At 43.0% G+C, this 13881-nt stretch carries 13 protein-coding genes and 1 other annotated feature; of the genes, 11 read left to right on the top strand and 2 right to left on the bottom strand.

Annotated elements, in window-relative coordinates; genetic code table 11:
• Positions 1-32: 32 nt before the first annotated feature.
• On the bottom strand, positions 33-377 hold the full coding sequence (locus EP58_RS10740; RefSeq protein WP_036093295.1) for a DUF6054 family protein: 345 nt from the start codon (positions 375-377) through the stop codon (positions 33-35).
• A 175-nt stretch (positions 378-552) separates the two neighbouring features.
• Between EP58_RS10740 and EP58_RS10735 the strand changes: the two genes are divergently transcribed.
• From EP58_RS10735 to EP58_RS10695, 9 genes are all read left to right on the top strand, one after another.
• On the top strand, positions 553-879 hold the full coding sequence (locus EP58_RS10735; protein ID WP_036064644.1) for a winged helix-turn-helix transcriptional regulator: 327 nt from the start codon (positions 553-555) through the stop codon (positions 877-879).
• A gap of 275 nt (positions 880-1154) precedes the next feature.
• Positions 1155-1389 (top strand) — a binding site (T-box leader).
• A gap of 45 nt (positions 1390-1434) precedes the next feature.
• Positions 1435-2475 (top strand): phenylalanine--tRNA ligase subunit alpha, encoded by a 1041-nt coding sequence (gene pheS / locus EP58_RS10730; protein WP_036093293.1) that lies wholly within the window; start codon positions 1435-1437, stop codon positions 2473-2475.
• A 14-nt stretch (positions 2476-2489) separates the two neighbouring features.
• Positions 2490-4898 carry a phenylalanine--tRNA ligase subunit beta gene (gene pheT / locus EP58_RS10725; protein WP_036093291.1) on the top strand — a complete coding sequence of 803 codons (2409 nt, stop codon included), beginning with the start codon at positions 2490-2492 and terminating at the stop codon, positions 4896-4898.
• A gap of 100 nt (positions 4899-4998) precedes the next feature.
• Entirely contained in the window at positions 4999-5445 is a 447-nt protein-coding gene (locus EP58_RS10720) for a MarR family winged helix-turn-helix transcriptional regulator (protein WP_036093290.1), read from the top strand.
• 18 nt (positions 5446-5463) lie between these two features.
• On the top strand, positions 5464-8682 hold the full coding sequence (locus tag EP58_RS10715; protein ID WP_036093288.1) for an MMPL family transporter: 3219 nt from the start codon (positions 5464-5466) through the stop codon (positions 8680-8682).
• Positions 8683-8915: 233 nt separating this feature from the next.
• Positions 8916-9344 carry a hypothetical protein gene (locus tag EP58_RS10710; RefSeq protein WP_036093286.1) on the top strand — a complete coding sequence of 143 codons (429 nt, stop codon included), beginning with the start codon at positions 8916-8918 and terminating at the stop codon, positions 9342-9344.
• Positions 9345-9357: 13 nt separating this feature from the next.
• Complete coding sequence (locus EP58_RS10705) at positions 9358-9945, top strand: VanZ family protein (RefSeq protein ID WP_036093285.1); 588 nt, start codon at positions 9358-9360, stop codon at positions 9943-9945.
• Between the two features lie 139 nt (positions 9946-10084).
• Positions 10085-11059: an HD domain-containing protein gene (locus tag EP58_RS10700; RefSeq protein ID WP_036093283.1), complete on the top strand. Its 975-nt coding sequence runs from the start codon at positions 10085-10087 to the stop codon at positions 11057-11059.
• 33 nt (positions 11060-11092) lie between these two features.
• Complete coding sequence (locus EP58_RS10695) at positions 11093-11767, top strand: uracil-DNA glycosylase (RefSeq protein WP_036093281.1); 675 nt, start codon at positions 11093-11095, stop codon at positions 11765-11767.
• Between the two features lie 50 nt (positions 11768-11817).
• Here the strand turns inward: EP58_RS10695 and rnhC are convergent, their stop codons facing one another.
• Positions 11818-12744: a ribonuclease HIII gene (gene rnhC, locus EP58_RS10690; RefSeq protein ID WP_077917911.1), complete on the bottom strand. Its 927-nt coding sequence runs from the start codon at positions 12742-12744 to the stop codon at positions 11818-11820.
• Between the two features lie 188 nt (positions 12745-12932).
• Between rnhC and zapA the strand changes: the two genes are divergently transcribed.
• Both zapA and EP58_RS10680 read left to right on the top strand, forming a co-directional pair.
• Positions 12933-13199 (top strand): cell division protein ZapA, encoded by a 267-nt coding sequence (gene zapA / locus EP58_RS10685; protein ID WP_036077066.1) that lies wholly within the window; start codon positions 12933-12935, stop codon positions 13197-13199.
• Between the two features lies 1 nt (position 13200).
• Entirely contained in the window at positions 13201-13743 is a 543-nt protein-coding gene (locus EP58_RS10680; protein ID WP_036093279.1) for a CvpA family protein, read from the top strand.
• Positions 13744-13881: the final 138 nt, after the last annotated feature.

Raw genomic sequence — 13881 nt, 5'->3', positions numbered from 1 at the left:
GAACCTAAAAATCAGGTTCGTACTGTTTTTGTCTAGTCGCGCATCTTCACTTCTTTAATAAGCACGGGTTTCAAAGCGGATTTGACACCGCCCATAATTCCTTTTGCGGTACTCCAATCAATGTTAAATAGGGTACCAGAACCACCTGTCGTAATCATCGTGACTTCGGTGACGTGGTTAAAATCATGCACGACGATGAATAAAGCGGTATGATTACCTGGACGCAAAGATGTCTGGTCATAGGTTAGCATCCCTTGATGGAACTCACCGAATTGGCGCAGTTCTTCAAAGCTAAGATCGTTCGCTGATTGGGATAATTTAATTAAATCCATCGTTTCGGCTACGCTACTTTTTACAACATACCTGGATTGAGTCATGATTTGTGATCCCTCCAATGACGTTTTCCTGCGCTAGCTTATCTGATACCTCTATTTTACGCTTAAATAAGGTATTTTTCAATGTATCTAATCGCTTATTAATTGTAAGCTAGTGAGTTTAAATGAGTTACTTTCTAGCTCCGAATATGGTATAATAATTTTAGAGGTGAGAACAATGAAAGAAGAAACGCATACAATGTGTCCGAAGTTCGAGAATGCCTTTTCGCTACTTGGTAAGCGTTGGACTGGTCTGATTATTAATGTCTTGTTGGATGGACCGAAACGCTTTAAGGAAATTGCAGGCGAGATTACGCAAATGAGTGATCGTGTCCTTGCAGAGCGCTTAAAAGAGTTAGAAGAATCCGGAATCGTCGTGCGCCATGTGTACCCAGAGACACCTGTTCGCATTGAATATGTACTGACTGAAAAAGGTAAAGGCCTGGAGAAAGTGATGATTCAAGTTCAGGAGTGGGCGGAAGACTGGATTGAATTGAAAAGCTGAGGAAGCCCGCTATGTTGATGAACTTTCAAGCCGTTGTTTGGTTTGATTTAGTGAATCAATAGGCAGTGGAGCATTGCGAGACTACCAACCTTTTATTTGTTAGGAGGCGCAGTAAAAGTCCGCTTTTGACTTTTATGGAGGCCACGAAAATTTCGAGGGGTTGGCTTTTGGAGCTAGATTCGAAGGCGCATAACAATGTTTATGCGCCATATTTCTTTTTTACCTTGATAATTCCAACCAAACATACTATAATGAGACGTATCAACTAAATATACTTAAAGACGTTGAAGGAGACAAGTAGCTTTACGGATTCATTTTTAGGGAGAGGTTATCTTAGACTGCAAATAACCTCATGTGATACGTATGTGCGAACATTTCAGCTCTGGAGTCGCTGTCGGGATTTTTGAAAATGAAAGACAGATCGGTGTGAAGCCGTTATTTTAATGAAGTGGATGGCTTTTTGGGCTGTCTATTAGGGTGGTACCGCGTGATTATAACCTCGTCCCTTTGTGGATAAGGTTTTTTATTTTGGCTAAAAATAAGGAGTGAAGTAGTGTGTTAGATCAGTTGGAGCAATTGAAACAAGAGGCTGTGAAGGAAATTGCGGCTGTGGAAAGTTTAGAGACGTTGAACGATTTACGTGTGAAGTATCTAGGTAAAAAGGGACCGATGACGGAAATTATGAAGCAGATGGGCAAATTGTCTGCAGAGGAACGTCCGAAAGTGGGGGCCGTCGCGAATGAAGTTCGTGAGCAATTAACGAGCGCGATTCAAGAGAAGCAAGAGGAATTGGGCGCAGCGGAAATCAAGAAGCAGCTTGCGAATGAAACGATTGATGTAACGCTTCCTGGAACGACTGTAAAAGAAGGCACGGCGCATTTATTGACGCAAGTTATTGAAGAGATTGAGGACTTGTTTATCGGAATGGGCTACACGATTGCTGAGGGGCCGGAAGTGGAGAAGGATTATTACAATTTCGAGGCATTGAATTTGCCGAAAGATCACCCAGCGCGCGATATGCAAGATAGTTTTTACATTACGGAAAATACGTTATTGCGTACACAAACGTCTCCTGTACAGGCGCGCGTGATGGAGCAACATGATTTTGCGAATGGCCCGATTAAAATCATTTGTCCGGGTAAAGTGTATCGCCGCGATAACGATGACGCGACGCATTCCCATCAGTTTACGCAAATTGAGGGCTTGGTTGTGGACGAAAATATTACGCTAGCCGACTTAAAAGGAACGCTGACGGTGCTTGCGAAGAAAATGTTTGGCGAAGAGCGCGATGTGAGATTGCGTCCAAGTTTCTTCCCGTTCACGGAGCCTTCTGTTGAGATGGATATTTCGTGTTTCAAATGTGGCGGTGAAGGGTGTCGCGTGTGTAAAGGCACTGGTTGGATTGAAATTCTTGGTTCTGGCATGGTGCATCCGAATGTGCTTGAAATGTCAGGAATCGACTCGAAAAAATATAGCGGTTTTGCATTTGGAATGGGTCCAGAGCGTGTCGCGATGTTGAAATATGCGGTGGATGATATTCGTCACCTGTACACAAACGATTTGCGGTTTACAAAACAATTTTCGGTGAAAGAATAAGGGGGCGAAGAGGCATGTTAGTATCATATCAATGGGTAAAAGAATATTTTCCAAATCTGGCGGTTTCAGCAGAAGAGCTAGGAGAACGGATTACGCGTGGCGGGATTGAAATAGAAGGCGTGGAGCATTTGAACGCTGAAATCTCGAATGTCGTAGTCGGCGAAGTCATCACATGCGAAAAACATCCGAATGCGGATACGTTAAATAAATGTACGGTGAATGTTGGCGAATCGGAGCCTGTTCAAATTATTTGCGGCGCGCCAAACGTTGCTGCTGGCCAAAAAGTGATTGTCGCTCGTGTTGGTGCGAAATTACCAGGTGGCATGAAAATCAAGCGTGCGAAATTGCGCGGAGAAGTGTCAGAAGGCATGATTTGCTCGCTACAAGAGTTAGGATTTGAAGGGAAAACGATTCCGAAAGCAGTGGCTGATGGGATTTTTGTATTGCCGGCGGAAGTGGAAGTTGGCGCGGATGCGACGGCGCTACTTGGCTTGGATGATGCAATCTTGGATATGGCGATTACGCCGAACCGTGCGGATGCGCTTAGTATGACGGGTGTGGCGTATGAAGTTGGCGCGATTGTGGATCAAAAACCTGTTTTTGACGCGATTCCGGAAGTAGACACGCAAGGCGATGTATCGGAATATGTGCAAGTGAGCGTGCAGGATGCGGACACGACGCCATTTTACGGGATGCACGTTATTAAGGACGTTGTCGTTGGGGAATCACCACTTTGGCTGCAAACGAAGCTGATGAAAGCTGGGATTCGGCCGCATAACAATGTTGTTGACGTGACGAATTATATTTGTTTGAAATACGGTCAGCCGTTGCATGCGTTTGACTATGCGCGACTTGGCAGTAAGGAAATTGTGGTTCGTCTTGCTAGTGATGGAGAAGAAATTGTAACGCTTGACGGCGAAACACGAGCGCTGAATGCTGGGCACGCGGTGATTACAAACGGGACGAATCCGATTGCGATTGCAGGCGTGATGGGTGGCGAAACGTCTGAGGTTATCGAAACAACGACGACGGTTGCCTTAGAAGGTGCCATTTTTAGCAGTAGTTACGTTGGCCGTGCGTCTCGTGAGCTTAATTTGAGAACCGAAGCGAGTATTCGTTATGATAAAGGTAGCGACGCTTGGAAGGTGGAAAAAGCGTTGCAACATGGCGCGGCGTTAATCGCTGAACTTGCAGGTGGGACGCTTGTTGGTGGCTTGGCGGCCGTTGATAATCGCGCAAAAACCGATAACGTGATCGAAACAACACTGACGCGGATTAATCGTGTTTTAGGAACCGAAATCAGCCCGACAGAAGTACAAGCTATTTTCGCAAAATTACAGTTTGAATTGGCTATAGATGGCGATACGTTAACGATTACCGTTCCATCGCGCCGTTGGGATATTCTGATTGAAGCGGATATTTTTGAAGAAGTCGCACGTATTTATGGCTACGATAAAATTCCATCAACATTGCCGAACAGCGTTTCAGCGGGTCATTTGACAGTCGAACAAGCCGCTAAAAGAACGATTCGTCGCTATTTGGAAGGCGCTGGGCTGAATCAAGCGTTAACGTATTCCTTAACAACCGAACAAGCGGCAACAAAATTAGCGCTTTCAGAAGAAAAAGCCGTGTCGCTTTCCATGCCGATGAGTGAGGAGCACAGCCATTTACGAACAAGTATCGTACCACAACTTCTGAAAGCCGCAAGCTATAACGTAGCTCGTAAAAATAGCAATGTCGCTTTATACGAATTAGGTACGGTTTTCTATGCGACAGAAGGCGATAATTTACCGCTTGAAACCGAACATTTAGCTGGACTTATCACAGGAAGCTGGCGGGAAACCGATTGGCAAAAACAAGAGAAGAAAGTCGACTTCTTCCTATTAAAGGGTATGGTCGAAGGTGTCGTTGCAAAACTTGGACTTGAGGCCGCTTTGGAATGGACGCAAACAGAAAAACAAGATTTGCATCCTGGAAGAACTGCGAGCATTTCACTAGCCGGCGAAGAACTTGGTTATTTAGCGCAAATACATCCGTCTCTTGCCGCGGAGCTTGATTTGAAAGAAACGTACGTGTTCGAGCTGGATGCGGCAAAACTTTTAGCGGCACCGAAAAAAGCAGTGGCGTACCATACGATTCCGAGGTTCCCAAGCATGACACGCGATATCGCTTTATTAGTGAACAAAGAAGTGAGTCAAGCCGCGCTAGAAAATGAAATCAAAGCACAGGCAGGCAAACTGTTAACGAACATCCAACTTTTCGATATTTTTGAAGGCGAAAAACTTGGTGCAGATAAAAAATCGATGGCTTACACGCTCACATTCCTTGATCCAGAACGCACATTGACGGATGAAGAAGTGACGAAAGCCAACCAAGCGATTGTTACCGCACTTGAAACGAAATTTGACGCGGTAGTACGATAATTATTGAAACTGTTCTTTTCCAACTGGAGGGGAGCAGTTTTTTTGCACCTACTGGTCATTTGCGGTATAGTAAATAAATAGTTTAGGGGGTGAACTTCTTTTGGAGAAAGACAAAGTAAGGCAACTAATCAAAAGCTACGAAGAAACATACATATTTGCGACACGGCAACTACATGATGCGATTGCGGAACAGATTTTAGGGAAGCAGGGCATTTCATTTGAACAATTTTTAGTATTGCGTTATTTAGCGGAGCATGGCGAGTCTAGTCCGAACGACCTGGCGACGGCGCTCAGCATGCACAAAAGTGCGATCACAGCGAAGATTAACCGGCTATTCGAGAAGGATCTCATTCATCGCATGAAAAATGCAGAAGATAAGCGCGGATTTAGGTTAACAGTAACGGATAATGGGGAAAAGGTATATCAGTCGTGCGAACAGAAATTGGAAGAACTCGTGTCTAACTGGCTTGAAATTCTAGGCGAGGAAGACAGCGAACAGTTTTTAGCGTTGTATAAAAAAATCACGGAGTCAGTCATCGAAAAATAAAGAGGGGGATTCGATCAAATGAAATGGATTGTAAAATTTAGATGGCCTATCGTCGCAGCCTGGCTCGTTGTCATGGCGGTGCTCATCTTCACGGCGCCGAACATGGCTGATTTAGTCCGAGAAAAAGGGGAAATCAAGCTCCCAGACGGCTATCCGTCATCGCTTGCCACCGAAATGGAGAAAAAACATAATCCTGATAAACAAGGTCAGGCCTACATCGCGGTCTATACATCTGATAAAAAACTCACAAAGACAGACTTAAATAACATCGAAGACTCACTCAGCGATATCGAAAAAAACAAGAAGTCGCTTCACATTACGAGCGTCGTCGATAGTTTCAATCAACCAGAGCTAAAAGATAAATTCCTATCAAAAGACGGCAAAACGATGGTCGCAACATTCAACGTGGATGCAGGAGACACCCCAGTCAAAGAAATCCGCACTGATATCGATAAAAAAATGGACATCAAAGGCGTGGACACATATTTAACAGGTAATGCTTTGATTCAAGAAGATGTTGTCCAGAGTTCCGAAGACGGTTTACATAAAACAGAAGGCATCACCATCGTCTTTATTCTAGTCGTATTAGTATTAGTTTTCCGTTCCGTTGTGGCGCCATTTATCCCGCTACTAACAGTTGGAGTCAGCTATTTAACCAGCCAAGCAGTGGTCGCGTTTCTAGTCGATCAATGGAACTTCCCCGTTTCGACGTACACCCAAATATTCATGGTTTGTATCCTATTTGGAATCGGAACAGATTACTGTATTCTACTGATGAGCCGTTTTAAAGAAGAAATCGGCAATGGTTTATCAGGGAAAGAAGCCGTGTTTGCCACGTATCGAACAGCCGGTAAAACCGTTATTTATAGCGGCATCGCGGTACTCGTTGCCTTCGCGTCACTCAGCTTTGTCCAATTCGAACTATACCGCTCGGCAGTCGCTGTAGCAGTCGGCATTGTGGTGTTGCTCGCCGCACTGTTTACCATCGTTCCATTTTTTATGGCAACGCTTGGCACGGCGCTATTTTGGCCACTCAATAAAAACGTTGGGCACAAAGAAAATAAGTTATGGGGCGCAGCAGGCAAATTTGCGTTCGCCAGACCATTTCTCGCCCTTCTCATCGTAGCCGCAATCACCGTACCGCCAATCATCATGCACACAGGGAATCTATCCTTCAACTCCCTCGACGAAATCAGCGACAAATACCCATCCAAAAAAGGGTTTGACGTCGTTTCCGATAGTTTCGGAGCAGGCCAAGTCGCGCCAACCACCGTGTATTTGGAAAATGATGATTCCATGAAAACCACGGAATATTTGGCGCTACTCGAACAAATTTCGACAGACTTATCCCACGTGGACGGCGTCGAAATGGTTCTGAGTGCCTCAAGACCAACCGGCAAGCGTCTCGATGATATCTACATCAAAGACCAAGCAGGCAAAGTTGGCGATGGTCTAGATACGGCAGGCCAAGGCGTCGGCACAATTCAAAAAGGCTTATCCGATGCTAGTTCACAGATGGCGAAATCAGAGCCACAGCTAAACGAAGCGGTTAAAAGCGTTGGAGAGCTCCAAGCGGGAACCGTCGCAACAAAAGATGGCGTGGACCAACTGCAAGCCGCGTTAACCCAAATTTCGACTGGCATTAAAGCAGGAGCATCAGGCGCAGGCGATTTAGAAAAAGGGATCCAAGAAGCACGCGCCCAACTCGCCAAATTACAAGATGGTCAAAAGCAAATCCAAGCAGGCTATACCCAAATCGGAACCGCTTTACAAAAAGTAGCCGATCAAACATCTAGCTTCCAAAATCCAGCGAAACCAGCGATTGACACAACTGCTTTAGACGCCTTGTTCAGCAACATGGAAGGCTCCCTAAAAGCGTACATCGCAAGCCATCCAGCCGCAATGGCCGATCCCGATTTCAAAGCGATCATGGCTGATTTTGCCAAACTCGGTCAAGCAACGAAAGCGCTAGGGCCACAAATCCAAGCAAGCATTGACAAAGAAATGGCAAAAGCGAAACAACAAATGACAGCTCTAAATCAAGGCATCCAAACATTAGCCTCAAGTATGGCCGAATTAAACGCCAAAAACGCGGAAATAACACAAGGACTCGGCGCTTTCAACAATGGCCTCGGTCAAATTGAAACCGGCTTAACCCAGCTAGAAACAGGCCTAAATCAAGCAGCGACAGGCGAAGATCAAGTCGTGGTAAAAATGCCTGAAATCTCATCCGCACTTTCCCAACTCGCCGCTGGACAAGGCCAATTACAAACCGGATTCACCGCAATGTCAGGTCAAATAGGACAATTAACAACAGGCTTAAAGCAAAGCGCAGATGGCTTAGGCAAAATCCAAACCGGCTTAACAGACGCCAACGATTTCGTGAAAAATTGGTCCAATGTACCGTACGACGAATCAGGCATCTACATCCCAGAACAATTACTAAATAACGCTGACTATCAAAAAGTACTTGATCAATACATGTCGTCGGATGGCAAATTAGCCTCACTGAATTTAGTTTTAACAAAAAATCCATACTCCGATGAAGCAATGGACACCATCGATGGCATAAACGACCAACTAAAATCAAGTTTACAAGGCACGAAGCTCGAAAATGCGAACATCGGAATTGGCGGAATGACAAGCATTAACTACGATACGAGAGACATGTCCAGCGCTGATTACCAATTAGTATTAATTTTTGTGCTAACAGGCGTATTCATTGTCCTAGTCGTTGTGTTACGCTCGCTCGTGATGCCACTTTATCTCATCGCGTCGCTCGTGTTAACGTATTTCGCATCCATTGGGATTGCCGAAATCATCTTCGCCAGAATCATTGGCTATGATGGCCTAACATGGGCAACACCGTTCTTCGGATTTGTCGTACTTGTCGCACTCGGAATCGACTACTCGATCTTCCTGATGACCCGATTTAACGAATATCACGGCATGCCGATTCGCGAACGCATGATTTTAACGATGAAAAATATGGGTGGCGTCATCTTTTCCGCGGTACTTATTCTCGGAGGAACATTCGCCGCGATGATGCCAGCAGGAGTGCTATCCCTACTAGAAATCGCCTCCGTGGTGCTCATAGGACTGCTACTCTATGCATTCGTCGTCCTACCGCTATTCGTCCCAGTCATGGTTCGACTATTCGGAAAAGCAAACTGGTGGCCGTTTATCACTAGAAAAAATGATCATCAGGAAAACATCGACCCGAAAGATCGTAAATAGAATGAAGGCTGAGCAGTGTAAAAAGCTGGTCAGTCTTTTTGGAGTTAAGAAATAATCCATTCAAATGTAAAATAAAATGTTGATTTAACACAAATCGTGTGATAATGTTGAGTTATGTTAAAAAAGGGTGGCTATGATGAGCAGAAAAATAAATACGGGATGAACAACTTAGTACTTCTCTTGATTTAACATATGTAATCGCTTAAAAAGAAAACAAAAAGGAGAATAATTCTATGAAGAAAAACAGATTAGGGAGATTAGTAACTTCATTAATGGCGGGAGCTTTGATTATCTCCATACCATTAGCTACCGTACAAGCAACGGTTAGTCAAAATGTAAACTTTACGTTTAGTTATAATGTGGTTAGTGGGGCGAAAAACAATAAATATCATAAACTAAGTAAAGGGTATGTTAATCTCAAATTAGCTGTTTCCGGACAAGGAAAATCAACCGAAAAAATTGATGTAAGCCTTTTTAAGGAAAGATGGGGTCCAGATGATTATTATGGCGTAAGACCGTGTATACAAGGAAAAGGTGGTGCAAGTGTAACGACGACACATGAATATTATGTTGGAAGCGCCTCTTCTGATTTTTATATTAAAGCCGAGAAAGTGAGTAATAACTACACAACAAAAGGTGTTGGGACTATTAAAAATAAATAAGGTGGCGTAAAATATGCTGACAGCAAAAGACCTACTTCTTGTTGCCCTTATTATCTATGCGTTCTTTCTAATTCGGTGGATTAGGAAGAAAGAGCCAATTGAGAAAATAATTTTTAAATCGTGTATGTTTATTTATATATCAGGGGTTGTGGGCTATACAATATTCCCAATTATGACGAATAGTAGGTTAATTGAAGATACTCGATTATTTAGAGAAGGTGTGTCAGGAATTAATATCATCCCTTTTGCGACTATTTGGGAAATTTACATGTATAGTGGAGATATGGATGTCAGTCAAGGTATCTTTCAAGTAGTGGCGAATATCATTATGTTTGTACCGCTGGGCTGTCTGTATCCACTATGCTCAAAGTATAAAGTAAGCTGGAAAAGGATGTTTTTGTTAGCTGTTGCGTTGTCTGTGTCTATAGAACTTCTCCAATTACTACAAAACATATTTTATCAAGTTGCTTTCAAATATGTTGATGTGGATGATTTGATATGGAATGTGAGTGGCGGATTGATTGGATACGCATTATTTCGACTTTGCAAACCAATTTTTCAAAAACTGAGGGTTATCATTTTTGATAAGAGTAAAATCTAGCGAATTGGGAAACCATGAAGCTAGTTTTTTATTTTGGCAAATGGATATAGTTCGAATTTCAAGTCTGCGTTTTAGTTGACATGGATGATAATTTAATATAAAATACGAACGTAAGTTCTTGTTGGTGAGGTGTCCGAAAATGATTGGAAATGATATTTTGTACGGGGCGTATGAAGTGAATAACGTCATGCAAGATTTAATAGCAACTAAAGCAATGCAGAGACTTCAAGGCGTTCATCAAGCTGGAGCCGCATATCTTATTCATGATGGTTGGACGGTAACGAGGTTGGAGCATTCTATTGGCGTAATGTTGCTTATCCAGCGCTTTGGAGGCAGTATAGAAGAACAAGTGGCGGGGCTACTACACGACATTTCTCATACTAGTTTTTCTCATGTCATCGATTATCTCGTTGGCGACAATACAGAAAGCTACCATGATCATATTTTTTTAGATACGATCCGCAATAGTGATGTTGCTCCAATTCTTAAAGAAGCTACCACTGATTTGGCGTTGGATAACCTAGCACAGTACCAATTGCTAGAACAGCCAAGTCCTCATCTTTGTGCCGATCGGATTGATTATTTTTTAAGAGATATGCGGACATATGGCTATATGAGGGAGGAGGAAGTCGCGCTTTTCTTGAATGACCTGTCTGTTGTGGATGGCCGGTTTGTGTTGCAATCAGAAGATGTTGCGCTTTGGTATATCCAGAAATATCAAGAGTATGTCGATGCCGTTTTACTGAACCAAAAAAATATATACAGCGCCTGGAAAATGACGGCGATTTTGCGATATACCTTAGATTCAGACTATGTAACCATGAAATTTTTAGAAATAGGTACAGACGCAGAGGTTATGGAGAAATTAAGTGGGATTTCAGATGCGAAACTCCAAAAGGAACTTGCAGCTTTACATACGAAGGTTGAGGTAGAGCTAAATGAGCAGAATTACGATTTTCATATGCGAGGAAAAACGAGAGTGGTGGATCCGCTTGTACAAACAATAAACGGCGTTGTTCCAATCTCGACCATAAATGAAGAAGCGAAATCGAGCATTAAAAATTTACAGAAAAAGTATGAAAACGGTTCATTTATTCGAGTGATACATGTATAATTGTGGTATCAAGAATAAGTGGGGGGAAACAACATGATTCAATTAGGAAATGATTGGGATGCATTACTACAAGAAGAATTTATGAAGGATTACTATTTGAAATTACGAGCGTTTCTGAAAGTCGAATATGGGAATCAGAAAGTATATCCCGATATGTATGATATTTTTAATGCGCTGAAATATACGGCATATCAAGATGTAAAGGTTGTGATTCTTGGGCAGGATCCTTATCACGGAGCAGGGCAGGCGCATGGAATGTCATTTTCTGTGAAGCTGGGTGTCAAGACGCCGCCGTCACTTGTTAATATGTACAAAGAATTGGCGGATGATTTGGGGCTAGTGATACCGAATAATGGTTATTTGCTTCCGTGGGCAGAACAGGGTGTATTATTGCTAAATACTGTTCTGACGGTTCGGGAAGGGAAGCCAAATTCCCATGCGAATCAAGGCTGGGAGAAGCTGACGGATACTATTATTTCGTTACTTGGGCAAAAGACAGAGCCGGTGGTGTTTTTATTGTGGGGAAATAACGCGAAATCTAAACAGCCATTGTTGCGAAATCCGAACCACCTGATATTAACATCGGTACATCCAAGTCCATTGTCAGCGAACCGCGGTTTTATGGGATGCCGACACTTTTCGAAAGCGAATCATTATTTAACGCAGAGTGGCGTCGCGCCGATTAATTGGCAAATTCCGAACATATAAAAATGATATCCTTACTTGGCAACTCATTGCGAGGTAAGGATATCATTCATTTAATTTCTTCGCAATAATTTTCGAGCTTTATCAGTGTTTGCGAAATGCCATTTTGTGTAGCGTTGAAGTGTTTCTTCTCCTTTGGCATCTAGAATATCCGCCGCGACTTGATCGACTTTGGAGCTGGCGCCTTTAGGGATTTGGAAGCCGAGTTCTCGCTCCATTTCATGAAAAGCTTCTACAAAACGGGATCTAGCAATAATCGATGCCGCGGCAACAGAGAGATGCAGACCTTCTGCTTTCGTTGCGAAGAAAACATCTTCACGAACGACGGAGGCTTCTTTGGCAAGGTAGCGATAATAGGTGTTCTTTTCGGCAAATTGGTCGATGAGAATCGCGTCAGGCTTGATAGGTGCTATTTTTTTGAGGACGTTTTCTAATGCGCGATTATGTAGAATGGCTTTCATCTGGCCTTGGTTCATGCCTTTTGCTTGTAACTCGTTGTATTTAGGATTGGGCAGTAGCAAGAGGCTATGCGGGACAACGGGGATGATTTTTTTAGCAATCTCGCAAATTTCTGGATCGGTCATCGCTTTCGAATCTTTCACACCGAGCTGCTTCAAAAGAGGCATCATTGCCTGATCGACATAGCAAGCCGCAACGATCATTGGCCCGAAATAGTCACCAGTACCAACTTCATCCGAGCCAGCAACGTTTTTTGACGCGAAACCTGCTGGTAGGACGGATGTGCTTATTTTTGTAGACTTCGCTTTTGGTGTTGTTGCAGTGCCCCATTTAGCGGCTTCACGTTCACCAGTTGCGCCTTGGAACATCACTTTTCCAGATTTATAAGCGGTGATAGAGAGACCAGTTTTTTTCACAGCAAAAATTGCGCCGGGTGGTATTTTGTCGGACATATGAGATAAGTAAGCTTTTTGCATGGCTTCGATTTGTTTTGGTGTGGCTTGAATAACGGTGTTTGCGATTGGAATCAACTTCTTTCTTTTAGGTTCATTGCTTTTTATTTTACCATAATTCACGGGATTGTTTCATACTTAAGACTGAAATCGTTCTAGATTAGAACATTTGCGCTTTTCTTCGGTTGCTTTTCATGATAAGATGGGGTACAAGTAGGATAAATGTGTGCTGAGGATATTAATGAGGAGGAAGACAGATGGCGGATAATACTAGAAATAAGCTAACAACAACAATATATGGAAGAGAATATACGATTGTTGGTGTAGAATCTACCGAACATCTTCGTCTGGTTGCGCGTCTGGTTGATGAAAAAATGCATGAGATTGGTGCACAGAATCGGTCCTTAGACAGTGGTAGACTCGCTGTGTTGACTGCCGTTAATGCCACACATGATTATCTGAAATTAGAGGAAAAATATCAAGAGTTGGAGAAAGAGCTGGCTCGAATTAAAGGACGCGAATAAATTGATTTTAAATGCTATTATACTCATTTTGTTGATTGGCGGATTCGTCAACGGCTATCGTAACGGTGTTTTACGCCAGTTAATTATCACGATTGGTTATCTATTAAGCTTCTTTGTGGCGTACAAGTATTACGAACAGTTAGCACCGCATATTACATTTATTCCTTACCCAGAGTTGGATAAGTCGAGTGATTTGTATGCGCTACTTGATGCGCTTCATACAGAGAATGCGTATTATAATAGCATTGCTTTTCTGATGATTTTCCTAGTTGCGATTATCGTTGTGCACATGATTGCTTCTTTGTTTAAAGGCGTTACGAAGGTACCGGTTTTACGTCAGGTGAATGGCTTGATTGGTGCAGTGTTAGGAGTTTTACAAACGTACTTGGTTATTTTCTTGATTCTGTATATCGGCGCGATTTTTCCAGCAGAGTGGGCGCAAAATGCGATTACTGGCTCGTCGGTCGCTACGTGGATTCTGGAAAATACACCGCTGTTATCCGATTCATTTTACAAGTGGATGACGGGAATGCTACCTAAATAGTTTTTATGTATGTCAGCGAAAAGCTGGGGCTGCTCAGTTCCAGCTTTTCTGCTTGTTTTTAGAGTCTAGTGGTAGTAAGTCAAGTGAAAAGGAGTAGTTATTCGAGTAAAAACTTCGTTTTAAGACCGAACAAAACTA

The organism is Paenilisteria newyorkensis, assembly GCF_000766145.1.
In the GTDB taxonomy this organism is placed as follows: Bacteria; Bacillota; Bacilli; order Lactobacillales; family Listeriaceae; genus Listeria_A; species Listeria_A newyorkensis.
The sequence above is the reverse complement of the archived record's forward strand: the minus strand, read 5'-3'. Positions and strand labels throughout refer to the sequence as shown.